Origin of the sequence: Nocardiopsis xinjiangensis YIM 90004 (assembly GCF_000341145.1) — a bacterium.
Lineage (GTDB): Bacteria > Actinomycetota > Actinomycetes > Streptosporangiales > Streptosporangiaceae > Nocardiopsis > Nocardiopsis xinjiangensis.
Genome location: NZ_ANBE01000022.1, coordinates 68,614 through 92,959, shown reverse-complemented (window position 1 = coordinate 92,959; position 24,346 = coordinate 68,614). Strand labels below are relative to the sequence as shown.

At 70.9% G+C, this 24,346-nt stretch carries 26 protein-coding genes; 9 read left to right on the top strand and 17 right to left on the bottom strand.

Annotated features, from left to right (window positions below; translation table 11 throughout):
• The first annotated feature begins 63 nt into the window (after window positions 1-63).
• From D473_RS0111885 to D473_RS0111875, 3 genes are all read left to right on the top strand, one after another.
• Window positions 64-963 carry a neutral zinc metallopeptidase gene (locus tag D473_RS0111885; RefSeq protein ID WP_017609291.1) on the top strand — a complete coding sequence of 300 codons (900 nt, stop codon included), beginning with the start codon at window positions 64-66 and terminating at the stop codon, window positions 961-963.
• Between the two features lie 74 nt (window positions 964-1,037).
• Complete coding sequence (locus tag D473_RS0111880) at window positions 1,038-2,042, top strand: neutral zinc metallopeptidase (RefSeq protein ID WP_017609290.1); 1,005 nt, start codon at window positions 1,038-1,040, stop codon at window positions 2,040-2,042.
• Between the two features lie 113 nt (window positions 2,043-2,155).
• Window positions 2,156-4,594 (top strand): hypothetical protein, encoded by a 2,439-nt coding sequence (locus tag D473_RS0111875; protein ID WP_017609289.1) that lies wholly within the window; start codon window positions 2,156-2,158, stop codon window positions 4,592-4,594.
• On the opposite strand, the gene D473_RS0111870 is transcribed toward D473_RS0111875, so the two are convergent.
• The 3 genes from D473_RS0111870 to D473_RS0111860 all read right to left on the bottom strand — a co-directional run bounded on the left by D473_RS0111870 (window position 4,582) and on the right by D473_RS0111860 (window position 6,368).
• Window positions 4,582-4,878 carry a DUF2516 family protein gene (locus D473_RS0111870; RefSeq protein ID WP_026126866.1) on the bottom strand — a complete coding sequence of 99 codons (297 nt, stop codon included), beginning with the start codon at window positions 4,876-4,878 and terminating at the stop codon, window positions 4,582-4,584. The genes D473_RS0111875 and D473_RS0111870 overlap by 13 nt on opposite strands.
• Window positions 4,879-5,055: 177 nt before the next feature.
• A complete protein-coding gene (locus D473_RS0111865) occupies window positions 5,056-6,000 on the bottom strand; it encodes a M56 family metallopeptidase (protein ID WP_017609287.1) in 945 nt (314 codons plus the stop codon).
• A 5-nt stretch (window positions 6,001-6,005) separates the two neighbouring features.
• Window positions 6,006-6,368, bottom strand: coding sequence for a BlaI/MecI/CopY family transcriptional regulator (locus D473_RS0111860; protein ID WP_083904662.1), 363 nt, complete (start codon window positions 6,366-6,368; stop codon window positions 6,006-6,008).
• 135 nt (window positions 6,369-6,503) lie between these two features.
• Between D473_RS0111860 and D473_RS0111855 the strand changes: the two genes are divergently transcribed.
• The gene (locus D473_RS0111855; protein ID WP_017609286.1) at window positions 6,504-7,037 is read left to right on the top strand and encodes an O-acetyl-ADP-ribose deacetylase; all 534 of its coding nucleotides are present in this window, start codon (window positions 6,504-6,506) and stop codon (window positions 7,035-7,037) included.
• Between the two features lie 19 nt (window positions 7,038-7,056).
• Here the strand turns inward: D473_RS0111855 and D473_RS0111850 are convergent, their stop codons facing one another.
• Window positions 7,057-7,848 (bottom strand): SDR family NAD(P)-dependent oxidoreductase, encoded by a 792-nt coding sequence (locus D473_RS0111850; RefSeq protein WP_017609285.1) that lies wholly within the window; start codon window positions 7,846-7,848, stop codon window positions 7,057-7,059.
• Between the two features lie 472 nt (window positions 7,849-8,320).
• Here D473_RS0111850 and mshA point away from each other — a divergent pair, with 472 nt between their 5' ends.
• The 3 genes from mshA to D473_RS0111835 all read left to right on the top strand — a co-directional run bounded on the left by mshA (window position 8,321) and on the right by D473_RS0111835 (window position 11,000).
• Entirely contained in the window at window positions 8,321-9,622 is a 1,302-nt protein-coding gene (mshA, locus tag D473_RS0111845) for a D-inositol-3-phosphate glycosyltransferase (protein ID WP_017609284.1), read from the top strand.
• Window positions 9,623-9,665: 43 nt separating this feature from the next.
• Entirely contained in the window at window positions 9,666-10,172 is a 507-nt protein-coding gene (locus tag D473_RS0111840) for a YbjN domain-containing protein (protein WP_017609283.1), read from the top strand.
• Between the two features lie 81 nt (window positions 10,173-10,253).
• On the top strand, window positions 10,254-11,000 hold the full coding sequence (locus D473_RS0111835; RefSeq protein WP_026126865.1) for a phosphoglyceromutase: 747 nt from the start codon (window positions 10,254-10,256) through the stop codon (window positions 10,998-11,000).
• 76 nt (window positions 11,001-11,076) lie between these two features.
• On the opposite strand, the gene D473_RS0111830 is transcribed toward D473_RS0111835, so the two are convergent.
• Together D473_RS0111830 and D473_RS0111825 are read right to left on the bottom strand one after the other, a co-directional pair.
• Window positions 11,077-11,439 carry a DsrE family protein gene (locus tag D473_RS0111830; RefSeq protein ID WP_026126864.1) on the bottom strand — a complete coding sequence of 121 codons (363 nt, stop codon included), beginning with the start codon at window positions 11,437-11,439 and terminating at the stop codon, window positions 11,077-11,079.
• Between the two features lie 5 nt (window positions 11,440-11,444).
• The gene (locus D473_RS0111825; RefSeq protein WP_017609280.1) at window positions 11,445-12,218 is read right to left on the bottom strand and encodes a GIDE domain-containing protein; all 774 of its coding nucleotides are present in this window, start codon (window positions 12,216-12,218) and stop codon (window positions 11,445-11,447) included.
• 205 nt (window positions 12,219-12,423) lie between these two features.
• Between D473_RS0111825 and D473_RS0111820 the strand changes: the two genes are divergently transcribed.
• Together D473_RS0111820 and ygfZ are read left to right on the top strand one after the other, a co-directional pair.
• Window positions 12,424-13,008 carry a nitrobindin family protein gene (locus D473_RS0111820; RefSeq protein ID WP_017609279.1) on the top strand — a complete coding sequence of 195 codons (585 nt, stop codon included), beginning with the start codon at window positions 12,424-12,426 and terminating at the stop codon, window positions 13,006-13,008.
• 368 nt (window positions 13,009-13,376) lie between these two features.
• Window positions 13,377-14,399: a CAF17-like 4Fe-4S cluster assembly/insertion protein YgfZ gene (ygfZ, locus tag D473_RS0111815; RefSeq protein WP_017609278.1), complete on the top strand. Its 1,023-nt coding sequence runs from the start codon at window positions 13,377-13,379 to the stop codon at window positions 14,397-14,399.
• 199 nt (window positions 14,400-14,598) lie between these two features.
• On the opposite strand, the gene D473_RS0111810 is transcribed toward ygfZ, so the two are convergent.
• From D473_RS0111810 to D473_RS0111770, 11 genes are all read right to left on the bottom strand, one after another.
• Window positions 14,599-15,519, bottom strand: a complete 921-nt coding sequence (locus D473_RS0111810) for an NADP-dependent oxidoreductase (RefSeq protein WP_017609277.1) — start codon at window positions 15,517-15,519, stop codon at window positions 14,599-14,601.
• 106 nt (window positions 15,520-15,625) lie between these two features.
• Window positions 15,626-16,339, bottom strand: a complete 714-nt coding sequence (locus tag D473_RS0111805) for a type 1 glutamine amidotransferase (RefSeq protein ID WP_017609276.1) — start codon at window positions 16,337-16,339, stop codon at window positions 15,626-15,628.
• Between the two features lie 14 nt (window positions 16,340-16,353).
• Window positions 16,354-17,610, bottom strand: a complete 1,257-nt coding sequence (locus tag D473_RS0111800; protein ID WP_017609275.1) for a Mur ligase family protein — start codon at window positions 17,608-17,610, stop codon at window positions 16,354-16,356.
• Between the two features lie 86 nt (window positions 17,611-17,696).
• Window positions 17,697-19,793 carry a hypothetical protein gene (locus D473_RS0111795; protein WP_026126862.1) on the bottom strand — a complete coding sequence of 699 codons (2,097 nt, stop codon included), beginning with the start codon at window positions 19,791-19,793 and terminating at the stop codon, window positions 17,697-17,699.
• A gap of 322 nt (window positions 19,794-20,115) precedes the next feature.
• Window positions 20,116-20,421, bottom strand: a complete 306-nt coding sequence (locus tag D473_RS0111790) for a DUF1416 domain-containing protein (protein WP_017609273.1) — start codon at window positions 20,419-20,421, stop codon at window positions 20,116-20,118.
• Entirely contained in the window at window positions 20,418-21,263 is an 846-nt protein-coding gene (locus D473_RS0111785; protein ID WP_017609272.1) for a sulfurtransferase, read from the bottom strand. Before D473_RS0111785 ends, D473_RS0111790 begins: the two co-directional genes overlap by 4 nt.
• A gap of 325 nt (window positions 21,264-21,588) precedes the next feature.
• A complete protein-coding gene (locus D473_RS28700; protein WP_394296524.1) occupies window positions 21,589-21,675 on the bottom strand; it encodes a putative leader peptide in 87 nt (28 codons plus the stop codon).
• Window positions 21,676-21,767: 92 nt separating this feature from the next.
• Window positions 21,768-22,103, bottom strand: coding sequence for a TlpA family protein disulfide reductase (locus tag D473_RS0111780; RefSeq protein ID WP_017609271.1), 336 nt, complete (start codon window positions 22,101-22,103; stop codon window positions 21,768-21,770).
• A gap of 5 nt (window positions 22,104-22,108) precedes the next feature.
• Window positions 22,109-22,429 (bottom strand): LmeA family phospholipid-binding protein, encoded by a 321-nt coding sequence (locus D473_RS28540; protein ID WP_017609270.1) that lies wholly within the window; start codon window positions 22,427-22,429, stop codon window positions 22,109-22,111.
• Window positions 22,426-22,767: an LmeA family phospholipid-binding protein gene (locus D473_RS28535; RefSeq protein WP_017609269.1), complete on the bottom strand. Its 342-nt coding sequence runs from the start codon at window positions 22,765-22,767 to the stop codon at window positions 22,426-22,428. The genes D473_RS28540 and D473_RS28535 overlap by 4 nt, the downstream gene beginning before the upstream one ends.
• A 240-nt stretch (window positions 22,768-23,007) precedes the next feature.
• The gene (locus D473_RS0111770; RefSeq protein WP_051043042.1) at window positions 23,008-24,138 is read right to left on the bottom strand and encodes a putative quinol monooxygenase; all 1,131 of its coding nucleotides are present in this window, start codon (window positions 24,136-24,138) and stop codon (window positions 23,008-23,010) included.
• Between the last annotated feature and the right edge of the window lie 208 nt (window positions 24,139-24,346).

Below are 24,346 nucleotides of genomic sequence, written 5' to 3'. Positions count from 1 at the left end.
GTGAGACCACGGCCCCTGCCCGACGCGGGGGGCTGGGCCGAGCGTCCCGGGCTCCTCCAGCGGATGGGCCTGGGGGTGGCGTTGACGCTGGGTGTCGGACTCGCCGCGGTGGGTGTCACGGGGTTCCTCGCGATCTCGGCGGCCTTCCCGCCGGACGGGCAGGGCTGGTCCGAGCCCGGTTTCACGGCGGCCGGCGGCCTGTCCCCGGACGAGGTCGACGTTGCGGAGCCGAGGGCCGATTCCGGCGAGGAACGGTACGGGGACGACCCTCTCGGGGACAACCCGCTGTACCGGGTCGGCGAGCTGGGCGAGGTGACGTGTACCGCACCGGAGCTGGACGAGTCCGACCCGGCGTCGATGGAGGAGTTCGCGCACTCCATCGCCGACTGCCTGGACGCCGCCTGGGCGGACTACTTCGAGGAGGCCGGGCTCGAGTTCTCCTCCCCCAACCGTGTGTACTGGCATGCGCCCGGACACAGCCCGTGCGGCCCCTTCCCCAGCGAGGGCACGGCGGCGTTCTACTGCGGTGCGAACGAGGGCCTGTACGTGGGTGTGGAGGACATCGTGGAGGCTTCGGCCGGCAACGACGAACCGGAGGCGTACACGTTCCTGCTCAGCCACGAGTACGGGCACCACGTACAAGGGCAGTCCGGGATGTTGGCGGAGCTGCACAGCGCCCGCGCCAGGGCGGGCGAGGACAGCGAGGACGAGCTGACCAGACGCAACGAGCTCCAGGCCAACTGTCTGGGCGGAGTGTTCCTGGGGGCCTCGGGAGACTCGCTCGGACACGGCCGGTCGGAGCAGCAGAATATCCTCGACGACGTCGAACGCCGCAGCGACAGCGGCGGCGCACACACGCACGGTTCACAGGAGAACGGGATCCTGTGGACCCTCCACGGCATGGACCGGTTGAACCCGGCCTCCTGCAACACGTGGGCGGCCGACGAACCGCTGGTGCGGTGAGTCGGGCCGGCGGCCGCGGCTTCCTCCCCCTCGGCCGGAGACGGTGACGGTGACAACAGGTGGGCGGACCAGGGGTGCACGCGGGCTTCGGAGAATCGTCCCGGGCCGAGACGGTGCGCAGGAACCGGCGCATCGATCGGCGGGTGTTCGCGCTCGTCACGGCCGTGTTGGTGTTGCTCCTGGCACTGGCCGTGCTGTCGTGGACGGCGGTGTCGGAGGAAGGGTCCGGCGACGCGTCCCAAGAGGAGGCGTCCCAAGAGCTGGAGGAATCGGGCGACGGTGACTCCCCGCCCGCCGACGAGACCGGCGTGCCCGGTGTCGAGGCCCTCCCGGGGCAGGGGGAGGGCCGGGACCGGCCGACGGGACGTGCGGCGCTGGTGGCCAATCCCCTCTACGAGTCGGGCCGGTTGAGCCCGCTGCCGTGCCCGATGCCGGAACTGGAACCGGAGGACCCCGAGTCGATGGAGGAGTTCCTCCACACGGTCGCCGACTGCCTGGACCAAACGTGGGGGACGCAGTTCGCCGAGGCCGGCCTCGGGTTCGAGGCGCCCGAGCGGGTGTTCTGGGAGGAGCCGGGGGTGAGCCCGTGCCGTCCCTATCCCTCCCCCGCAGGGGCGTTCTACTGCCGGGCGAGCGGGAGCATCTACATCGGTCTGACCGACGTGGTGGACAAGTGGAACGGGGCCACGCAGAGCGTCATCTACGCGTCGCTGCTGGCCCATGAGTACGCCCACCACGTGCAGAGCCAGTCGGGGTTGTTGGAGTACTACCACGAGCAGCGCCGGCTGGAGCCCGACGAGGCCGAGCGGAACTCGTGGACCCGGCGCAGTGAGCTGCAGGCCAACTGCATGGCGGGGGCGTTCCTGGGGGCGATCCGGGTCTCGTACCCGCTGACCGGCGGGGACCTGGACACACTCCTGACAGACGCCGCGGCGACGGCCGACCGTCCCGACGAAACGGCGGAGGAGCGCACGCACGGGTCGATCGACAACAGTGTGTCCTGGACCGAGCGGGGCTGGAAGGGGCAGGGGCCGTCCTCCTGCAACACGTGGGAGGCGCCCGAGGAAGAGGTCCGCTGACCGTTCCCCGCCGAACGGATCCGCATGCGGGACGGTGTGTCCGAGGGGCCGGGTGCGGCCGTTGTCCACAGGTGCGCGACCGGAGCTGTTTGCCGGAGGCCGGACACGGCAATATGGCGACCATGCCGGATCACTCCGTACCCCCCGGTCCCCGTATTGCCTCCCCCACGCCGGTCCCCGGCCCCGTACCCGACGGACCCGCCGCCGAGGCCGACCGTGTCGAGCTGCGCGTGCACGGGGTCAGCGGGGGCCGCCCCGAAGAACTGCTGGGCGTCGAACCGGCGGTACGGGTGGGCGGCGACCGCATGGCGGGGTTCTTCCGGTGGCGGCGCGAGCCGGACACCGAGACGGTGCCCGGAATGCGGCGGGAGATCTTCGCCTGGGGCAACCTCACCTCCGGCAACGCCTCCCGGGCGTTCTGGCTGCTGCTCCTTCCGTTCATGCTGGTCAACATGGCGTACTGGATGCGTCCGGGGCGGGTCGACCGCGGCCCGCGCGGGCTGCGGCGGGTGGCCAACAACCTGTACGGCGCCGGCGTGCGGCTCCTGGCGCTGTCTTTGACGGTGCTCATCGTGCTGGCGGCGGCCGGGATCGGCATGGACCTGGTGGCCTGGCAGTGCCCGGCACAGGCTCAGGAGTGCGTGCAGGCGCGGCCCTGGTTGGCCTTCCTGGCGTCCCCGGCCTCACCCTTGTCGGACCCGGGGTCGGCCCTGCTGATCGGGGCGCTGCTCCCGGCGCTGGTCGTGGTGGTGCTGTGGCGGCTCTCCCGGCGCACGGCCGCCGACTACGAGGTGGCCGACGGCAGGGTGCCGCCCGAGCCCACCGCGGCCGCGCCGCTGAGCAGGTCCGGTTTCTGGAACAACAGCGAGACCATGGCCCGGCTGCGGTCCGCCCACATCGCGGTGGCCATGGGAACGGTGGCGGTCCTGCTGCTGGTGCCTGCGGTCCGCTACGACCTGGAGGCACACGCGTCGGGTGAGCCGGTCCTGCCCGGCTCCTGGGTCCCGGGGGTGTTCTTGGCGGTCCTGCTGGCCGCGGTGATGGCGGTCGCGATCGTCAGTGTGCTCGTCCCCGGGGTGGATCCGCGCTGGAACGCCCGCGCCGACCTGGTCTGCCGGGTGCTGCGCGACCTCATGTCGGGGCTGACCGCGGTGGTGGCGCTGTACACGCTCTGGCCGCGTCCGGGGTGGGTGGCCGAGGGTCGCCTGCCCGGGGCCACGGAGATGCTCAACACCCTGTTCACGGTCCAGGGGGTCCTGGTGTTCGTACTGGTGGGGGCAGCGGTGGTGCTGCAGACGGCCGACCGGGCGCACGAGTTCACGGCGATGCGGGGCCAGGCCGGTCCTGCGACGGCGGCGCTGGGGGTCCTGCTGGGCGGCGCGTTCTCCGCGGCACTGGTCTTCCAGGGGTCGGTGTGGTTGAGCGGGTGCGGGTCGTTGGCGACCGAGGGGGCCGACTGCCTGCCGCTCACACCACCGGAGATCTATTCGTGGTTGCAGTTGACCATCGCGCTCGAGACCGTGGTGGTGCTCCTGGTCGCGGCGTTCCTGTGGATGCGGTTGCGGGCGGGCGAGCGCGCCCAGGCGCCCCGGGTGGCCGAGCACTACGGCCGCAGCGAGGACGCCCGCCGCACACACGACATCGCGCGCGCCTGGGCGGGCGGCCGCCTGACCGAGGTACTGCCGGGGGTGTTCCTGGTACTGCTGCTTCCGGTGCTGGCCCTGGTCGGGTTGGCGCTGCGCTCGGCGCTGACCGGCGGCATGGAGACCGGTCCGGCGCCCGTCGCGAGCGCCGTGGCCGGCGGCCTGCAGGGCGTGGCACAGGAGGCGATCAGCACCATGACCGGTATCGGTTCCCTGATCGGTACGGGCGCGTTGGTGGCGCTGGTGTGGATCGGCCGCAGCGCCTACAGCGACCGGCCCACCAGACAGGCGGTCGGTGCGCTGTGGGACGTGGGCACGTTCTGGCCCCGGGTGGCGCACCCGCTGGCCCCGCCCTCCTACGCCGAGCGGGCCGTCCCGCAACTGACGGTGCGGGTGTCCCACCTGGCCAGGGACGGCACGAACGTGGTGCTGTCCGGACACTCACAAGGGTCGGTCCTGGCGGCGGCGACGGTGTGGCAGCTGCCGCGCGACTGTCTGGGCAAGGTCGGGCTGGTCACACACGGGTCTCCGCTGGACCGGCTCTACGCGCGTTACTTCCCGGCCTACTTCGGCCCGCAGTCCTTCGCCGACCTGCAGAGACGGGCATCGGGATGGCGGAACCTGTGGCGGCGCAGCGACGCCATCGGCGGGCGCGTGCGGATGCACACCGATCCCGGCGACCGCGGGAGCGCACTGACGGTGGTGGAGCCACAGGAACCGTTGACCGACCCGACCGCCTACGGGGCCCCGCCGGGAGAAGCCCGCCGTCCGGAGATCCTCGGGCACTCCTCCTACACCGGCGACCCGGGCTACGCGGAGGCGCTGTGGCGGGTCTCGGTGGAGAGCACGGAGGCCGCAGGGCAGACGGTCCCGTCCGGGGACGGGGAAGGGCCTCCTCAGGGGCCGTAGGGACCGTTGTTGCGGCCCACGCCCTTGACCGCGGGGCGGACGTCGAGGAGGTAGATCAGCGTCACCACCAGGCAGGCGATGACGAGCACGCCACGGCCGGAGAAGACCGCGAGACCGGACAGCGCGGTCGCCGCGCCGGTGAGGATGACCCAGAGCTTCTTGGTCTGTTTGTCCATCACCTCGAACGCGGCGGCCGGCGTGCGTACCGCTTCGACCAGCGCGTACAGGCTGGCCACGAACGTGGCCAGGTAGATGGCGTACCAGATCAGGCCCACAAGGATCACTCTCCCGACAGCGCGTTGAGCGGGTGGTCCGCCCCGCTCCCCAAGGTCAACGGACACGGAGCACCAATCGTGCCCGAGGGAGCGCCCCGACAAGAGTGGCAGTGCTCTCGCTGCAGCGCACAGGCCCGAGTCGTGCGGGCTCCTTCGCGGGGCCGGAGAGCACCGGTCGGAGCCGCCTCAGACCGGGACGTGCCAGAGACAGACGACGGAGGCGAGCAGGAAGGCGGAGGCCCCCATCACGAACGCACCGGTGTGGTAGGAGAGTTCGTCGTCGGGGCGCAGCAGCCGGTTGACCCGCTGCAGGACCCCGGGCTGGGTCTGCTCGGCCACGGCCATCGCCCCGTCCGGGACCCGGACCGGGCCGGCCGCACCGACACGCAGCAGCGCGGTGGCCAGTTCACGCGGGGAACTGGTGCGGCGGGCCTGGTCGTCGGCGCACATCTCGATGAGCAGCGCGACACTCTCGTAGTAGGTGCGCACCAGCCGCACCTTGGGGAAGGCCCGCTTGAGGGAGGAGAAGGGCAGGAGCACCAGGTCGTGGCGCTGGCGCAGATGGGCCTGCTCGTGGGCGAGCACGGCCGCGAGCTCCTTGTCGTCGAGGACCTCCAGCGCACCGGCGCTGATGACGACCTGGGAGCGCAGGATCCCGGGCAGGCAGTACGCGGCGGCCACGGGGTGGTCGACGACCCGGGCGCCGGGTACGTCGGGGTGGTCTTCGGCCACCAGTTCCAAGAGGTCGTGGTGGCGTCGGCGAACCCGCACGACCTGCACGAACGAGGAGACCAGTCCGTAGAAGAGCACCAGGGTGAGGACGGTCGCGAGGACCACGGCCACGATGTGGCTGATCCCCTCGAGTCCTTGGGACAGTTCCGCCAGGAAGAGCTCGCCGGAGAAGAGGTCGCCGATCAGCGCCATGCTGCCGACCGCCGCGCCCTGCTGGTACGAGGACAGTCCGTAGGAGAGCAGCGCTCCGATGGTGGAAACGCCCCAGGCCAGGCCGAGGGCCTGCCAGGCGATGACGGCGGTGTAGGGGCCTCGGGAAGGCCATCGGGCCCGGTGCAGGGCCTCCATGGCCAAAAGACAGCCGACCGAGACCAGAGAGAGGAGGGCTGCACTGACCATACGGGCTATTTCCTTGGCTGCTCGGCTTCAGCGAGTGCGCGCCGGAGCGCTTCAGCCTCCTGGCCGTCCATGGATTGGACGAAGGCGGCCAGGGCGGCGTCGCGGTCGCCCGTCTGACCGAGCGCGTCGAACATCAGCTCAGTCACGTAGTTCTCTCGGCTCGCTGCCGAGCTGTACCGCCACGCACGTCCCTCACGTGCACGATCGACGACCTTCTTCTTGGCGAGCCGGTCGAGCACGGTCATGACGGTCGTGTGTGCCAGATCGCGGTCGGCCAGAGCTTTGCCCACCTCACGAACCGTCATTGGTTCGTTCCGTGCCCACAGTACATCCATCACTGCGCGTTCGAGTTCGCCGAGCCGATTCATACGAGCGAGTCTACCGGGGCTCCTACTACAGGCTGTCGTACCCCCACGTTAAATCTCGATGGCCTGCGGGCAAGGGGTTCTTGACCCGGACGACAGGGTCGTTGAGGTCTGTTCCCCGAAGGATAGGAATCGGACATGGCTACCGACAACCCCACACAGATCACTCTTCTGCGTGGCGACATCACAGAGGAACACGTCGACGCGGTCGTCAATGCGGCCAACAGCTCCCTCCTGGGAGGCGGCGGGGTCGACGGCGCGATCCACCGGCGGGGCGGTCCCGCGATCCTGGAGGAGTGCCGGGAACTGCGCGGCTCGCACTACGCCAACGGGCTCCCGGCCGGGCAGGCGGTGGCCACGACCGCCGGGGACCTGCCCGCGCGCTGGGTGATCCACACCGTCGGTCCTGTGTACAGCGCCGCCCAGGACCGCAGCGGACTGCTGGCCTCGTGTTTCACCGAGTCGTTGAGGGTGGCGCAGGAGCTGGGCGCGGACTCGGTGGCTTTCCCCGCGATCTCCACCGGGGTCTACAGCTGGCCGGTGGACGACGCGGCCCGAATCGCTGCGCGCTCGGTGCGCACGGCACAGCGGACCGTTCCCGACATCCGGTTCGTGCTGTTCGACGACCAGGCGCTGTCGGCGTTCGAGGCCGCGTTCGAGCGCGAGGCCTGAGGACCGCGTCCCCGTTCGGTCAGAGGGCGTGCCCTCCGGCCACCTGTAGGACCTGCCCGGTGATCCAGCGGGCCTGGTGCGAGGCGAGGAAGACCACGGCGTCGGCGATGTCCTCGGGTTCGCCGACCCGGCCCAGGGGCACGGCCGAGCGGGCGTGTTCGAGCGTCTCGCCCTCCAGCAGGCCGGTCTGCACCGGTCCCGGAGCCACGGCGTTGACGCGGATCCCGGTGTGGCCCAGGTCCAGGGCCATGCCCCGGGTCAGGGCCTCCAGAGCCGCCTTCGAGCTGCCGTAGGCAACCTGGCCGGGGAATGCGCGGGCGGCGTCGGTGGAGACGTTGACGACGCAGGGCGGATCGTCGGCGTCCTCGACAGCTCCTCGCCGACGGGCGAGCTGGGAGATGAGCACCGCGGGCGCGACGGAGTTGACCCGGTAGGTGCGCTCCAGGGTGCCCGCGGTGAGCGTGTCGACTGTGTCGGGGCCCTCGCAGTGCGCGGCGTTGTTGACCAGAACGTCGACCGGCCCCAGGAGGTCCTCCACCTCCTCCCAGAGACGGCCGGGACCGTCGGGGGCGGCCAGATCGGCGGTCACGGAGACCGCGCCGGGCAGGTCGGTGACCAGGTCGGCAACGTCCTCACCGTCGGGGACGGCGTGGTTCCAGTGCACACCCTCGGGTTCGGGCCCCGAGCGGCCCAGGTTGTGCACGGCCACGCGTGCGCCCTGGGCGGCGAAGGCACGGGCGACAGCCGCCCCGATGCCGGCCCCGGCGCCGGTGACGAGGACGTTCCTGTCCCGCAGACCGGTATCGATCATGGTGTCCCCCGTGCGTGTCGGTCCCGAATACGCGACCGATCCTAACGAGGCCCCGCGTCCGGACCCGGGGTTTTCACCCCGGACTCGGGGCCGGCGGTCGGCACCTGGGCCCCTCAGGGGCGAGTCCTCCTTCCGGGGCCTGTGCGCCCGGTGCCCGGGCAGATCGACGAGCCGGTCGACTCCGAGCGCGGGCGCGCGGATGTGCCGCGGCGAGGCCGGGCGCTTCGCGGGGCTGCTCGACGAGCACGATATGACGGTCGCCACCGGCCACCCCGCCGGAGACACGACCTCGACACCTGGAAGAGCGCCGTGCCCACCGTCGTGTACCTCCTCGTCTCCGGGTGGAGTGCAACACCCTGATCCGTCCCGGCCGTCAAGACCCGGCCCCTCCGATGACCCCGTCGGGAACACTGTGTACCTTCGTCGCTGTTGACCACAGCGGTTGATGGCACGACTCGGAAGGGACCCACCGGTGGCTGGAAACGTTCTCCTGGGAGATCGGGCGGCGGTCCCGTCCCGGGTCGCGACGGTCAGCCTGCACACCTCCCCGCTCGACCAGCCGGGAACCGGTGACGCAGGTGGCCTCAACGTGTACGTGGTCGAGGTGGCCCGCCGCATGGCCGAACGGAACGTGGCCGTGGACGTGTTCACGCGCGCCACCGACCCCGACCTTCCTCCGGTCGTCGAGCTCGTTCCCGGCGTGAACGTGCACCACATCCCCGCCGGCCCCTACGGACACCTGGACAAGAACGCCCTCGCCAACCACTTGTGCCCCTTCATCTTCGGGATGCTGCGCGCCGAGGCCGAGGGCGCACCCGGCCACTACGACCTCGTACACGGCCACTACTGGCTGTCCGGGCGCGCCGGAGTGGCCGGCGCCCGCCGCTGGGGCGTACCGATGGTGCAGACGATGCACACCATGGCGCGGGTGAAGAACGCCGCGCTGGCCGAGGGGGACAGCCCCGAACCGGAGCTGCGGGTCAAGGGCGAGGACCAGCTCGTACGCCAGGCCGACCAGCTCATCGCCAACACCGACGACGAAGCTCGCCAGCTCGTCCACCACTACGGCGCGAGTGAGAACCGCATCAGCACGATCCCACCCGGTGTGGACCTGGAGACCTTCGCCCCGGGCGACCGCCGTTCCGCGCTGCGCAGCATCGGGCTCCCCGGAGACACCGAACTGCTGCTGTTCGTGGGCCGGGTCCAACGGCTCAAGGCACCCGACGTGCTCATCCGCGCGGCCGCGGAGCTGATCGAACGCGATCCCTCACTACGGGACCGGCTCGTGGTCGGTGTGGTCGGCGGGCTCTCCGGCGGGGGCATGCGCGAACCCGGCCTGCTCACCGACCTGGCGCGTTCGCTGGGGGTCGCCGACGTGGTGCGGCTCGAACCCCCGCAATCGCGCTCCCGCCTCGCCGACCACTACCGGGCCGCCACCGCCACGGTGGTGCCCTCCTACTCCGAGTCCTTCGGGCTGGTGGCCGTGGAGTCGCAGGCCTGCGGTACCCCGGTGGTGGCCGCACGTGTGGGCGGGTTGTCCACGGCGGTGGCCGACGGTGTCTCCGGTGTGCTGCTGGAGGGTCACGACCCGGCCGAGTACGCGGCCGAACTGCACCGGCTCATCGCCGAACCGGCCTGGCGTGCGAAGCTGGCCGACGCGGCACCCCACCATGCCGCGACCCTGGGTTGGTCGCGCACGGTCGACGAACTGCTCGACGTGTACGGGCAAGCCCTCGCGCCCAGCGCACCACTCCCCATGGCCGCGTGCCGCTGAACCGGCACGGACGGCCGACGCCGATGAGGAAGGGATCCCACAAGTGACCAGCAACGCCACGCACGAGGCCGCGACCGAGGCGATCACCGAGGCCGTGGCCGAGGCAGGACTCGACGTGGAGATCCCCCGCGAAGGCTCCTTCCTGGTCACGATCCCGGGCAACGCCAAGCTCAAGACCCTGGTGTGGTTGGAGGTGGGCCCGCACAGCCTCACCCTGACCTCGTTCTTCTGCCGGCAGCCCGACGAGAACCACGGAGATTTCTACCGGTGGCTCATGCAGCGCAGTGCGGACATGTTCGGCATGGCCTTCACCGCGGACGAGGTCGGTGACGTGTACCTGCGCGGGCGGCTGCCGCTGGCCGGGGTCACCCCGGAGGAGGTCGACCGCCTGCTCGGGTGTGTGCTGACCTACACCGACGAGAACTTCAACGCCGCTCTGGAACGCGGGTTCGCCTCGGCGATCCGCAAGGAGTGGGCCTGGCGCACCGAGCGCGGCCACGACACCCGCAACCTGCGCGCGTTCGCGCACCTGGCCGAGCAGCCCGAGTGACCCGGGCGCCCGCCCGCGTGTTCGCCGGAAGAGCGGAGTGAGCGGCCCGGCCCCTGTCCGGGCATGGCTAAGGTGGGCGGTATGGGAACTCTGGTACTGCTGCGACACGGTGAAAGTGTCTGGAACGCGAAGGGCCTGTTCACCGGCTGGGTGGACGTGGACCTGTCCGCTGCGGGCGAGGAGGAGGCCCGCCGCGGCGGTGACCTGCTCAAGGAGGCCGGCGTACGCCCGGACGTCGTGCACACCTCGCTGCTCGTGCGCGCCATCCGCACCGCCAACCTCGCGCTGGAGAACGCCGACCTGAGCTGGCTGCCGGTCGAGCGCTCCTGGCGTCTCAACGAGCGGCACTACGGCGCCCTCCAGGGCAAGGACAAGGCACAGACCCGTGAGGAGTACGGCGAGGACCAGTTCATGGTCTGGCGCCGCTCCTACGACACTCCGCCGCCGGTCATCTCCGACGACGACACCTACTCCCAGGTGGACGACCGTCGCTACTCCCAGCTCCCCTCCGAGCTCATGCCGCGTACCGAGTGCCTCAAGGACGTGCTCGAGCGCACTCTCCCGTACTGGTACGACCAGATCGTCCCGGAGCTGGCCGCCGGTTCCACCGTGCTCGTGGTCGCGCACGGCAACTCGTTGCGCGCGCTGGTCAAGCACCTGGACGGCGTGAGCGACGAGGACATCGCCGGACTGAACATCCCCACCGGCATTCCGCTGCGCTACGACCTGGACGACAACTTCCGCCCGACCGACCCGGGCGGCACCTACCTGGACCCGGAGGCCGCGAAGGCCGCCATCCAGGCTGTCGCGAACCAGGGCAAGAAGTAGTCCGGTCCTGCTCCGGTTGCGGGCCCGCGCCCCTGGGCGCGGGCCCGACGTGTGTCCGGGCGCCGGGTCCGGGCGGTCAGTAGACGAGGGCCTGGGCGCCCTCGGTGAGGGACTCCTCCACGAAGGTGGGGGCACCGGCGATGCGTACCCCCTCCAACAGGTCTTCCTGGGTGAGGTCCCGGCGGGCGGCGCACTGCGTGCAGACCGTCACCGTCCCCGCTTCCAGTACCGAGCCCAGCAGATCGGACAGCGGCGCAGCGTGTGGCAGAGAGAAGCCCTCCGCTCGGCCGGGTACGGCGAACCACGCCGCATCCCCGGTCAGCCACAGCGAGACCTCGGCCCCGCTCGCCAGGGCCGCCGCCGCGACCGTGAACGCCTGATTGCACCGCTCCGGCGCCTCGGCGCCGGCGGTGACCTTGATCACCAAGGAACGAGCCATGGGCATCAGCCTACCGAGAGCCCCAGCGCCAGCAGCACCGCCCCGGCCACCGTGCACGCGGTGAAGGCGGCCGTGAGCGAGAAGGCCTCGGTGCGGCGGGGCGGCGTACGGACCGCCTGGGTGTCCACGTCCGGCTCGATCAGGAGCTTTCCGCCCTCGGGTGCGGTGATGACCACCTGCCCGTCGCGCACGGTCGGCACCCCGGTCACACGCACGTTCCGGCCCGGGCGGATCACCCACTCGCGGTACTCGAACTCGATGGTCTCGCCGCGGAAGATGCCGGAGATGCGCCCTTTGACCCGAGGCAGCAGATCGTCGGCGACCGTGGCGACACCGGGCTGGGGCCGCCCCACGAGGCGTTGCAGGCACAGCTCGGCGCCGCGCTGCTCGCAGTCGGCCGGGTCGACGAAGACCCGCTCGCCCTCGGTGTCCGCGCCTTCGGCGACCAGCCCGAACAGGTCCTCGGACGTGTAGTCGGCGATGGAGTCGCAGGCACGCTCGCGGACCGCGGAGTCACCACCGTCGCGGTTGAGCGGCCAGTAGTGGCGCAACACCTCGTGGCCGTGCCAGACACAGTCGGTCCCCGCCAGACCCGAGCTGACGGTTCCCTGCGGGCCCGGGGCCGTGACACCGGTCGATGTGAGGCGTTCGCCCTCGTGGAGGGCGAGCGCGGCGGGGCGCAGCCGGGCGACCCCGCGTTGGCGCAGCCAGCGCCGCAGACCGATGACGGTCAGCGGCAGGAGGACCACAGCGGCCACGAGCAGCGCCGAACCGATCACCAGTAACACTGTCCGCCCCTTATGAACGCGTCGAATCTCTCAAGCCGACGGTGGATCGAGCACCCCGTGACCACACCGCGTACGGTGACAATCTTTACCAGTTCTTCAGGAAAGCGGGGCCAATTGGGCGTATCCAGCCGGTGGCCGCGAGCCGCTCCCCGGTGGCGGTCCCGGCACCCCCTGGACGCGGCTACCCTCGGGTGCTATGGACGCTGCGGTACACCCTGATCTGGCGAAACTGTCCTTCCTGATCGGTCGTTGGGAAGGCGTCGGCGTCGCCGGCTACGCCGAAGAGGAAGAATTCCAGTTCGGCCAGCGGGTCGAGTTCACCCCGCGTGAGGGCCTGCCCTACCTCGACTACCGGGCACGGGCCTGGCGGATGAACCCCGACGGCACGCTCGGCGAGCTGGTCACGGAGGAGTCCGGCTACTGGCGTGCGCTCTCGGAGGGCGACACCGCGCAGTACGCCGAGGGCGACGAGAAGAACATCATCCACCTCGAGGTGCTCATCTCGCACAACGAGGGCTTCATCGAGTCCTATCTGGGCAACGTCTTCGCCAACCGTGTGGAGATGGCCACGAACGCGGTCATGCACACCATCACGGGGCTCGAGGTCACGGCCTCGCACCGGCTCTACGGTCTGTTCGGTGAGGACCGGCAGACCCTGGGCTACGCCTGGGACCTGGCGGCCCGCGGCCACGACCTGCGCTCGTACATGTCGGCGCAGCTGAAGAAGGCCGAGGGCGAGAACAGCGGGGAGAGCGCTCCGGCCGGCGTCGAGCAGAGCTGAGACGGGCCGAGCGGAACAGGGGCGAAGGTCCCGGGGCGCGGCTTCCGGTGCGGTGATCCGACCCCGGACACGGGCAGACCCCGGGCCTTCTCCCTCCGAGGAGGGGCCGGTCGGACGAGGCCGGCAGCCCGGGGTCCGGGTGTCCGTCTGGTATTCGCGTCGGACCGAGACCGCGCGAACGTCGGTGTCGCCCTAGCGGACGGACACCTCGCAAGTCCTAAGATCACTCATTCTTCGGACCACCTCCCTTCTTGCTGTCTCCGACACTACGTCCGTGCCCAAGGGCAGGGCAAGAGATTTTTCTCTGGACGAAACCGCAGCTCAGAGCCGCGTTTTCCGCCTGTGGCCCGGACGGATAATCTCAGAGCATGACTTCGCCTCTGCTGACCACACCTGGTGCCGTGAATGCCGAATCCACAGACGACGGGGTGGCTGCCCACTACGGGGACCCCACGCGTGAAGGGCGTGCCATCGAACGTTCCGGCGCTTGGGTGGACCGTTCCAACCGCGGCGTGGTCAAGGTCTCCGGCCCCGACCGCCTGAACTGGCTCAACGACCTCACCAGCCAGCTCACACAGGGGCTGCCCGCCGGTGCCGGCACCGAGGCGCTGGTCATGGACACCCGGGGCCGTCTCAAGCACCATCTGTCCCTGGTGGACGACGGTGAGGCCACCTGGATCCACACCGAGCCGGACGGCGGCGCCCCTCTGGCGCAGTTCCTGGACTCCATGCGGTTCATGCTGCGGGTCGAGATCGAGGACCTGTCGGACAGCCGTGCGGTGCTGACCGTGCTCGGCCCGGACCGCGACCGCCTCGTGGACACCCTCGACACCGCGGACGTGCCGGTGCGCGCTTCCGAGTACGAGAGCGACCTGTTCGTGCCCGCCGAGCGGCTCAAGGAGACCGCCGACGCGCTCGCCGGCGCAGGGGCCGCGCCGGCCGGCATGTGGGCCTACGAAGCGAACCGGATCGCCGAGCACCGGGTTCGTCCCGGCGTGGACACCGACGAGCGCACCATCCCGCACGAGGTCGACTGGGTCGGCCGCGCCGTGCACCTGGAGAAGGGCTGCTACCCCGGCCAGGAGACCGTCGCCCGTGTGCACAACCTCGGCCGTCCCCCGCGCCGTCTGGTCATGCTGCACCTGGACGGCACCGCCGAGCGCCTGCCCGAGGTCGGCGCCGACATCGAGCTGGAGGGCCGCAAGGTCGGGCGTGTGGGCTCCTCGGCCCGCCATCACGAGCTCGGCCCCATCGCCCTGGGTGTACTCAAGCGCAACGCCCCGACCGACGCCGAACTGACCGTCGAGGAGATCGCTGCCGGCCAGGAGGTCGTCGTCGACCCCGAGACCGGTGCCAACGCCCAGATCAACCTGCGCCGCCGCCCCGACTGAGGCACCGCCTCCGCCCGTGGGCACGCGCGGCCGTGCGGGCCCACGGGCGGGACCCGGGCGCGGCGCCCGGGCCCCGGTGAGCGGCGCTGAGCCGGACGTGCCCGGACCTGCGCCCCGAACGGGACGCGGGCCCCGCAGCGGGTCTGCTCCGGGCCGGAAACGGCCCGTGTGGAACGCCGGTTCCGCCCGGCCCGCCGGATCAGACCGTGAGGACGATCTTGCCCCGGGTACGGCCCTCCTGGTTGAGGCGCCAGGCGTCCGCCGCCTCCGCGAGCGGGAAGGCGCGCTCGACGTGCACCGAAAGCTTGCCCTCGTCTGCCAACCGGGCCAGTTCGGCCAGGTCACCGTGGTCGGGGCGCACCCACAGGTGGTGACCGCCGTGGTCGGCCACGGACGGGTCGGTGATCGAGACGATGCGGTGCGTCTTCTTCGCGACGGGCAGGGAGGCCTCGACGGCGCCGTCGCCCACGAAGTCGAACACCGCGTCCACCCCCTCGGGGGCCAGGGCGCGGACCCGGTCCGTGAGGCCCTCGCCGTAGGTGACGGGTTCCGCGCCCAGGGAACGCAGGTAGTCGTGGTTGCGTTCACTGGCGGTGCCGATGACCCTGACTCCGCGGGCACGGGCGATCTGCACGGCGAAGGAGCCCACACCGCCGGAAGCCGCGTGGACGAGCGCCGTCTCACCCGAGACCGGGGCCACGCGATCGATGGACTGCAGCGCGGTCAGAGCAGCCAGAGGCACCCCGGCTGCCTGCTGCCAGTCCAGGGAACGGGGCTTGTGCGCGATCATCCGCACGCTCGCCGACACCAGTTCGGCGTAGGTGCCGTTCTGCGCCCAGTCCTTACGGACGTAGCCGTAGACCTCGTCCCCGACCCGGTACTCGGGAACGTCGAAACCGGTCGCCTCGACGACACCGGCCACGTCCCAACCCGGGATCAGCGGGAAGTGGGCCACCATGACGGGGTCGAGCCCGCCCGAGGCGAGCTTCCAGTCGACGGGGTTGACCCCGGCTGCGCGGACCCGGATCAGGACCTCTCCTGGGGCGACCTTGGGATCGGGGAGTTCGGTCTCGGTGAGCTCGTCGGCGGTTCCGTAGTTACTCAGTGCGATTGCCTTCATGTCCAGCAACAGCGACGGATTCCGCCAGGGCATTCCGCAGGCCCCGACACGGGTGTGCCCGCGGCACCCCGAAGGTGCTGCGGGCACACGGAACGAACGCGGCAGGTCAGCGCGAGGCGGCGGCCAGACGCTCGTCGTGCAGGCGCTCGCCCCACGCCGGAGGCAGCGGGTTCAGCTGACCCACGCGCCAGCGCAGCAGCAGGTCGGCCAGCTCCGGATTGCGGGGCAGCGCCGGGCCGTGCAGGTAGGTGCCCAGGATCTGGCCCTGGTAGGCACCCTCGGTCCGGTCGTCGTTGCCGATACCGCGGGTGACCGTCGACAGCGGACGGGCGGACGGACCGACCGCGGTACGGCCCCGGTGGTTCTCGAAACCGGTGATGCGGCTGACGCCGAGCGCCGGGTCCATGTCGGCGACGATCTCCCCGACCGCGCGGGTCTCGCCGCGGTTGCTGCGGATGTCGAGGATGCCCACGCCCGGGAGCGGGTTGGCCTCCTCGTCGCCGTAGCTCTCACCGATGATCTGGTAGCCGGCGCAGACGGCGAACACGCACGCCCCGTTGCGCGCGGCGCGGGCCAGGCCGCCGCCGGCGCGCAGGCGCTCGGCCGCCAGGATCTGCGGGCGGTCCTCACCACCGCCGAGCAGGTAGACGTCACCGTGCTCGGGCACCGGGTCGCTGGAGTGGACGTGCACGACCTCGGTGGGGATGCCGCGCAGTTCGGCACGGCGTTTGAGGATCAGGACGTTGCCCTGGTCGCCGTAGGTGCTCAGCAGGTCGGGGTAGATCCACACGATCCGAAGAGCGCTGCTGGTGTCGGTCATGGTCGTGAACTCCCCTACTGGACTCGGCCGTACGCCGTGCGGATCTGCTGGAAGGCGGTGTAATTGGCGATGACGTCGACCTTGGTGGTGTCGGGACGCTCGGACTTGAGCCGGCCCAGGACCTCGTCGACCCGGTCGGCGACCTCGAAGGGCACACCGTCGGTCTCCAGACGCAGCGCGAGGTCGGTGCGGCGCTCGCCCGTCACGAAGACGCGCCGGTCCCGCAGCACCCGGTAGTCGACGTCCCACAGCCACGAGGTGTCCTTGCCGTCGGGCACCTGGGCGTTGACCCCGAGGATCACGGGCACACGCGGCGGGTCGAGGACGGCGAAGGACTCCAACCATCCGGCCGGGTTCTTGGCCAGCAGCAGGCGGACCTCGACCCCCATGGTGACCAAGGAGGTGTAACGCCCGGCCACGGACTTGATCTCGCGGAGGCGCTCGATGGTGCGCTCGGGGTGCATGCCGTACCCGGCGGCGGTGGCCGCCGCGATGGCCGCGTTGGCGCGGTTGGCGTCACCGGGCAGGTTCAGCTGCAGCTTGATGCACTGGCCGTCCGGGGCCACGAGGGTGTCGGCGTCGTTGTCGATGGTCCAGGAGGTCTGCGGGCGCGCCAGACCGCACTCTGGGCACTCCCAGTACGGGTCGGCCTCACGCTTGAGGTGGGCACCGCACTCGGGGCAGCACCAGGAGTCCTCCTTCCAGCGCTGGCCCGCCGAGACCCAGGTGGCGTTGGGTGCGCCCAGTCCCGCCCACGCCACGAGCGGGTCGTCGGCGTTGGCGATGACGTGGGCATTGCTCTTGCCGAGAGCGGTACGCCATTTCTTGGCGAGGAGGTTGATCTCCGAGGCGCGGTCCATCTGGTCGCGGCTGAGGTTCATGAGCACGACGAAAGCCGGCTGGGTGGCCTCGATGACCTGGGGAAGGTACTTCTCGTCGACCTCCAGCACACCGTTGACCGCGGACTTATCGGCCGAGAGCGCGGTGATGTGGCCGGTGGGCATGTTCGCGCCCTGCTCGTTGGTGGCCACGGCGCCGAACTCGCGCAGGGCCTGGGAGATGAGCCGGGTCGTGGTGGTCTTGCCGTTGGTGGCGCTGACCAGGGCCAGACGTCGGCCACGGGAGAGCCTGCCGAGCAGGTCCGGCTGGACCTTGAGCGCGACACGTCCACCGATGACGGAGCCGTCACCGCGTCCGGTGGCACGGGACAGGCCGGCTGCGCTCCTACCCAGTACCGATGCCAGTTGGGCACGCAAGGGAAGTTCGCTCATCTCAACTCCACGATCGCTCGTTCACCCGGTGTCGCCGGGCCCGGGGCTTGGGTGACGGTCGGGCCAAGCTTAATGTCCACCACCGGTCAGGCCCGCCAGTCCAGACGCTCGGGCGGCGGCCCGAGGTTGGGCGGGACCTGTTCCGAGAACCNGGTGTCGGCCCCCGCCGGGGTCGGGTGCCGTTCCGGCTCCGGGCCGTGCCGTTCACCCGCTTCGTCGGGCCCGGTGGCCGGCGCCGTGCGGACGTTCCGATCCCCCGTCCGCGGCCCGGGGGAGACGGCAGCACCGGGCGCACCGTGCCCGGCGCCCGGCCCCTGAACGGCGTTCCGGGAGTCGTCCACCGTGGCCAGAGTGGCTGTGGACAGGGTGAGGATACCCGGGTTGGTGTCGGCCAGAACCGGGCCGGAAGGATCGAGGACCAACGCCGTGGTCTCGGGGAGTGCGCGCAGGGCCGCGGCGTCGGTCCCGCTGGTCCGCACGGGCGATCGTCCCGCTCCCTCGTCCCCGGGCGGAGCGTCGGCGTCCCGGGCCCGCGCGGTCACTCTGCCCCACTCCGTGGCGGATCTCACACGGCGCAAGAGGTCGAGCGGGGCCACGGACGCGGCGGCGTTGCGCACCACCGCCCCGGAGTCGGTGTGCGGTGAGGGGAACAGGCGTTCGTCGTCGGTCTCGGTGTCGTTCTCCGGTTCGGCCTGCTGCCCGACGGTCTCGCTGAGCCGGTGCACCGCGAGCCGTCCCGGGTCCCCGCCGGGGTGCTCTGCGACGGCCTGCGCGAGGCGGTCGGCGCCCTCCTCCGGCCGCATCACCACCGGGAGGCAGCGGGGGTCGTCGAAGCGGGCGAGGACCGCCTCCGAAGGTTCCCGGAACAGCAGTACGACCTCCACACCGCTGCCCTCGGCCACGGACAGGACCTGCTCGCTCTCACCCGCAGGCAGACGCTCGGCTCCGCACACCACCACGGTGCGCCGCCGCGCCGATACGGCCGCCCCCGCACCGGTGGGACGCTCACCCAGGAGTTCGCTGAGGGCCGCCACCGCGTAGGTGCCGTAGGAGCGCGCTGCCTCCTCCCCCGAGGCCCGGTCCACCGAGATGATCTTGACCTGAGCGTAGGCGGCGCCGTCGGCCCGGGTCCCGACCGCCTCGAAAGGGGCCAGGCGGCGTTCCAGCTCCCAGGCGCGCGCCCACACGTCCCGGTCCTCGCCGCACCGCGCCCGCACACGGTCGCGCCGGTCGCGGGAGAGCAGGCAGAGCGCGGGGTCGTCCCCGGCGGAGTCGTCCGCACGGGTGAGCAGGGCCCGCAGACCGCCGATGATCTCACCCACCCCCGCATGCGGTCCCAGGACCTCGAGGAGCCGGAGCAGGAGCGTCTCGTCCGCGTCGGCGCCCTCTCCCCGTCCCCCGGCGGCGGCCACCGCCGACAGGATGCGGGCACGTTGCCCGGCGTCGAAGTCGGTGCCGAGAGTGACCGACGGAAGGTCTGCGGGCAGCACCCAGTGCCGGGGGGCGACCGCACACCTGTGGGCCAGGCGCCCGAGCTCCCGCGAGACCCCGTGGCCGGTGAGGTCGACGACGGTGAGGTCGCCGCCCTCTCTCAGCCGGGACAGTCCGATCGTGGTGAGCAGGGCCGACCAGCCCGCGTCGGTGCCGCCGGCCACGATCACCGAGTCCACGCCGTCGGGGACGGTGACCCCGTACCAGTGCGGCTGGGCCTCGTAGGCACGGGAGGCGCTCCGCCAGGCGGTGTAGGCATCGGCGTGCTCGCGTTGGCGCTCGTGCAGCAGGCGTTCGCGTTCGTCGCGTTCCGCGGCCAGGCGTTCTTGTGCCTGCCGTACCTGTTCGGAGACCACGTGGCGCCCCTGCAGGAGTGCGACGGCCACGGGGGCGGCGATGGTCACGCAGGCGAACACCCCGGCGAGGGCGAGGATGCCCGGCAGGATGCGCAGTGCCCCCAACAGCGGGCACAGCAACGCGAAGAGCCCGAGCCCGGCCAGCGCGACGTAGAGGGGGCGATCGGTGTGGGTCTCGTTGCCGCGTTCGGCCCCGGCACGTTCCTCCCGGCACTCGACGTCCTCCGGCGCCGGCCGGCGCGGGGCCTCACCGGGGTGCGGGATGAGAACGGCGGTCCGCCATCCCACATAGGTCCGTGAGGTTCGCGCGCGGGGCGCACGTGAGGGGGTGGACATCGTCCCGACACCTCCTGACCGACCGTGAGTGCCTCAAGTCAAGCAGGCCCCGTCACGCTCTTCCAGCCCCGGACCCACGCCTGTGGACAAGCACCGTGGGCTCCGCCGCGAACAGGGCAGAAGCCCTCGCACCGACACGCCCGGAGGGCCCCGATCCCCCCTCACGCAAGAGCTGCGCGGGTTGCGCCGTGTCCGAGCGCCCGCTTCCTCCGTGGGAGCGGCCCCGCACGAAAAACGGCGCCGGCGGGGACGTCGTCCGTCCCCACCGGCGCCGTTCACACGCCGACACCGGCGCGGGCCGCGGCCCGCGCATTCGACGAGGTCAGGCGTTCACCTGGATGTCGATGACCTTGCCGACCCCGGCGGTCACCCGGTACTCCCCGGTGAACCCCTGGGAGGCCAGCACACGCACCTTCCAGTCACCGTCGGCGGCGAAGAAGCGGAACGTGCCCTCCTCGCCGGTGGCCACCTCGCCGACGAAGTCGTCGGAGGCGTTGAGCAACCGGGCGTAGGCGCCGCGCAGCGGCTGCCCGTCCCGGGTCACCGTGCCCTGGATGACGGCCTGGCTGCCCGCGTCCACGTCGGCGAGGGCGACGCCGCCCTCGGGGGCTCCGCAGCTGTCACTCACTTGGCCTCGGCCTCCCCCACCTCGACCGGAACGCCGACCAGGGAGCCGTACTCGCTCCAAGAGCCGTCGTAGTTCTTGACGTGGGGAACCCCGATGAGCTCACGCAGCGCGAACCAGCTGTGCGAGGAGCGCTCGCCGATACGGCAGTAGGCAATGATGTCCTTGTCCAGGTCCACACCGGCCTCGGTGTAGAGCTCGCGCAGTTCCTCGGTGGTCTTGAAGGTGCCGTCCTCGTTGGCGGTCTTCGCCCACGGGATGTTGCGCGCCGTCGGGACGTGCCCGCCGATCTGGGCCGCCTCCTGCGGCAGGTGCGCCGGGGCGAGCAGCTTGCCGGTGAACTCGTCGGGCGAGCGGACGTCGACCAGGGCCTTGGTGCCGATGGCGTCGACGACCTCGTCGCGGAAGGCGCGGATCGAGGTGTCCTGCTCCTCGGCCTTGTACTCGGTGGTGGCCCGCTCGGGGACCTCCGTGACGAGTTCGCGGGAGTCCAGCTCCCACTTCTTGCGGCCGCCGTCCATCAGGCGGACGTTCTCGTGACCGTAGAGCTTGAAGTACCAGTACGCGTAGGCGGCGAACCAGTTGTTGTTGCCGCCGTACAGGATGACCTGGTCGTTGTTGCCGATGCCCTTGGCGGAGAGCAGGCTCTCGAAGCCGGCCCTGTCCACGAAGTCGTGGCGGACCGGGTCCTGGAGGTCGGTCTTCCAGTCGATCTTGACGGCGCCTCGGATGTGGCCCTTGTCGTAAGCGGACGTGTCCTCGTCGACCTCGACGAGAACGACGCCGGCGTCGTCCAGGTGAGACTCCACCCAGTCGGTGTCCACAAGGACGTCGGAGCGGCTCATGGGGAACCTCCTGCTGTTCGTCGTGCGGTGTCACGTGTGAATCGTCTTGGTGCCCCGGGCTTCTGCCCTGTCAGGGGCGGGGATCAGAGGGTCCGGGCGGTCACCGTGCCGGTCTCACATACCTGGACGCGGGGGTTCCTCTCAGCGGGTACCAGAAGGTGCCCCTGGGGCCGGTGCGGCCCGGGGCGCGTAGGTGTTACCCGTGGTGTGCGAGAGGGATGTCGCGAGGAGGGTTCGCGGCATGCATGATCTGCTGTCCCTGCTTCGTCGCGGACGTGATGACCGGTCGGCACGGCTCGGCGTGGGCCTCAGGGGCCCGACCGCCCTAGGGACACGGACAGAGCGCGCCGGCGACGCGGCAGAAGTCCACTGCCCGTCGCTTCGTCAGATACGCACTCGTCAAGGAAGTCACGTCTTCGACGGTACCGGCACCGCCCGGGCCTTGTCACTGGTGGCGTGGGTCACAGACGCACCACAGCAGCGCGGGACGACACGGGCACCGGTTCAGCGGACGGCTTCGCCGAGCGCGGCGATCACGTCGGGCTTGCGCGGCTGTCCGCCGGCCCGGCGCACCACACGCCCCTCGGCGTCCAGCACGAATACGGTGGGTGTCCCCGTGATACCCAGGTCGCGCACCAGTTCCAGGTGGGACTCGGCGTCGACCTCGACGTGCACGACGCCCTCGACCATGCCGACCACGTCCTCGAGAATCCGACGGGTGGCACGGCAGGGCTGGCAGAAGGCCGAGGAAATCTGTACGAGGGTCGCACGTTCCCCGAACGGCGCCCCGATCTGCTGGGCCGTGAGCACGTCGCCCACGGCCCCCTGCGTACGCTCCATCCTGATCAGGCCGCCTCCTCGCTCATGATCGGGGCGTCCTGCGCGGTGCCCTCGACCCGGACACCGCCGGCTGTGGGGTCCACATCGGTGATCTGCAGACCGTAGGGCAGGTCGGGGATCTGGATGCTGAACGCGAGCATTCCGGCGACGCTGTCGGCGACCTGGGAGGGGGCACCGTCCACCTCGACGTCGACCGGGGTCACGTTGAGGGTGCCGTCGTCGATCTCGAACTCGGCCCCGGAGGAGATCTGGGTGCTCAGATCCAGCTCGGTGATGGCGAGCTCACCGGACATGCGGGCCTCCTCTCCTTCGTTGTTGATGGTCACGCCCTCGGGGAGCTGGGAGTTGAGGTANCGCGGGGCCCCCCGCCGATGAGGTCGGGCAGCGGGGCCTGAACATCGGTGAGGGCGACGCGCACCTGTTCGACGTCCACGTCCTCGACGGTGGCGCTGTCGGTACTGAGACGGATCTCGGAGTAGTCGCCGCTGATCGCCTGGGGCAGGAAGGCCCAGCCCTCGACGGACACATCCGGCTCCTCCGGCATGTTCATCTGTTCGGCGGTCTGTGCGGCGATCGTGTTCTGCGCGAAGCTGCGGGCCAGAACGTCGCCCACGATCACCACGAGAGCCAGGAAGATCAGGAAGACCACAAGGAACTTACGCATCGGAAACCCCAGAACACTCTCTCTTGCTCCGGCGCGCGTTTCGGCAGGGTGGTCCGGCCGTCTTGGTCACACGCCATCGGCACCATGTCGGCACCGGTCGGGAAAACCCGTTGGGAACGGTACTTCACTCGGTCTTGGACGCCGTCGGGGCCGAGGCGGTTCGACACGGCGGGACGAAGTGACACGCTCGATCCGCCCAGGGTCGGCACGGGCTCACACCGACCGTCGCGACCGGGCCGGTCAGCGCGGCATGAGCATAGCCGCGAGGCCCTCGCCGGCGGCCGCCTCGGACAGGGAGAGCTCGATCACGTTGGTGGCCACGACGACGCCGGCGCTGCGGCGCTGGAACTCCAGCACGTGCGGCTGCTGTTCGTGCTCCTCGCGGGCGAGTTCGTCACGGTAGATCGCGTACACGATGCGCTGCTGCGGTGCACTGGCCACGGTGTGGGCGGCGAAGAGCAGGGCCTCGGGTTCGTTGCGCGAGACCTCGGAGACCACCGCGCCCGCGAGCTGGTCGAAAGCGGGCACCTGACCGTCGGCGATCGTGTAGATGGTGATCACGCCCCGGGCGTTGGAGCCCTGGGAACGTCGCGGCGATCCGTCGTAGAGGTCGTCGTAGGGCTCGGCGTTGCGGCGCTTTCGGCGCACGGGCTCCTCCGGGAGATCTTCGAAGTCGTCCTCGTCCGCGTCGTCGTACTCGTCGTCGTAGTAGTCGTCGTCCCTGCGCGGGTTGATCGCGAAGGCGGCGGCACCCCAGAGGGCGGAGACCGCGCCCAGCATGAGCAGCGGCCCGAAGGCGCCCAGGCCGAAATAGCTGACGAGGACCGAGAGCAGCACGCTCAGGGCGACCAGGCCGACGGCACCGAGGCCCGTGTTGCGGGTGGCCGGGCCGCGCCGGGCGACCGTGACGAGGGCGGCCACGAGGAGCACCGCGGCGAACCCGTGGACGAGGCCGGCGAGGGCACGCGGGATGAGGTCGTAGTGGTCGGCGAAGGCGGGGAAGGTCGAACCGAATTGCCCGCTCAACCGGTCCACGCCGAACACGACCAGCGGAATGACGGTGAAGGCGCTCAGCAGCAGGCGCGAGGTGAACCGCGCCCTGGGCCCCCGGACGGTGAGCTCGAAGGCGCCCCAGGCCATGTAGAGCGGCCCGAGGAGGCCGATCCCTGTGTGGAGCAGTCGGAACGTGAGCTCGCCGAAGTCGAAGATCGCGCCGATCACGGCCGCGCTCAGCCCGACCGTCATACCCAGTGCGGCGGTCAGCCAGGCGACCGCGGCCACACCGGGACGGCGCTGTGCGTACGCGGCGAGAGCGGCGGTGCCGCTCCAGCCCACCAATGCGCTTATGAATGCCAGTCCTACCGTCACCATCACGAACAATGATGCTTCACGTCAGTGGGTGGATGTGCACCACGTGCGCTGATTCGGGACCCTCGTCAGGGGAGATCCCGCAGAACGGAGGCCACTCACGGCTTGAAGGATGTGATCTTACTCACCTGTTTTTCCTTCATGTCCCTCTGCCGGTTCACCCGCGTCCTGGGGGCTTAGGCTCACAACACACGGGATCCCGCCCCCGACG

Excerpts from the sequence above, each read along its gene's own strand:
- D473_RS0111770 (WP_051043042.1), bottom strand. The coding sequence starts at position 24,138 with ATGGTGACGGTAGGACTGGCATTCATAAGCGCATTGGTGGGCTGGAGC.
- D473_RS0111810 (WP_017609277.1), bottom strand. The coding sequence starts at position 15,519 with ATGAAGGCAATCGCACTGAGTAACTACGGAACCGCCGACGAGCTCACC.
- ygfZ (WP_017609278.1), top strand. The coding sequence starts at position 13,377 with ATGACTTCGCCTCTGCTGACCACACCTGGTGCCGTGAATGCCGAATCC.
- D473_RS0111875 (WP_017609289.1), top strand. The coding sequence starts at position 2,156 with ATGGCGACCATGCCGGATCACTCCGTACCCCCCGGTCCCCGTATTGCC.
- D473_RS0111850 (WP_017609285.1), bottom strand. The coding sequence starts at position 7,848 with ATGATCGATACCGGTCTGCGGGACAGGAACGTCCTCGTCACCGGCGCC.
- D473_RS0111865 (WP_017609287.1), bottom strand. The coding sequence starts at position 6,000 with ATGGTCAGTGCAGCCCTCCTCTCTCTGGTCTCGGTCGGCTGTCTTTTG.
- D473_RS0111805 (WP_017609276.1), bottom strand. The coding sequence starts at position 16,339 with ATGACCGACACCAGCAGCGCTCTTCGGATCGTGTGGATCTACCCCGAC.
- D473_RS0111885 (WP_017609291.1), top strand. The coding sequence starts at position 64 with ATGGGCCTGGGGGTGGCGTTGACGCTGGGTGTCGGACTCGCCGCGGTG.
- D473_RS0111860 (WP_083904662.1), bottom strand. The coding sequence starts at position 6,368 with ATGAATCGGCTCGGCGAACTCGAACGCGCAGTGATGGATGTACTGTGG.
- D473_RS0111820 (WP_017609279.1), top strand. The coding sequence starts at position 12,424 with ATGGACGCTGCGGTACACCCTGATCTGGCGAAACTGTCCTTCCTGATC.
- D473_RS0111780 (WP_017609271.1), bottom strand. The coding sequence starts at position 22,103 with ATGGAGCGTACGCAGGGGGCCGTGGGCGACGTGCTCACGGCCCAGCAG.
- D473_RS0111835 (WP_026126865.1), top strand. The coding sequence starts at position 10,254 with ATGGGAACTCTGGTACTGCTGCGACACGGTGAAAGTGTCTGGAACGCG.
- D473_RS0111855 (WP_017609286.1), top strand. The coding sequence starts at position 6,504 with ATGGCTACCGACAACCCCACACAGATCACTCTTCTGCGTGGCGACATC.
- D473_RS0111800 (WP_017609275.1), bottom strand. The coding sequence starts at position 17,610 with ATGAGCGAACTTCCCTTGCGTGCCCAACTGGCATCGGTACTGGGTAGG.
- D473_RS0111785 (WP_017609272.1), bottom strand. The coding sequence starts at position 21,263 with ATGAGCCGCTCCGACGTCCTTGTGGACACCGACTGGGTGGAGTCTCAC.
- D473_RS0111830 (WP_026126864.1), bottom strand. The coding sequence starts at position 11,439 with ATGGCTCGTTCCTTGGTGATCAAGGTCACCGCCGGCGCCGAGGCGCCG.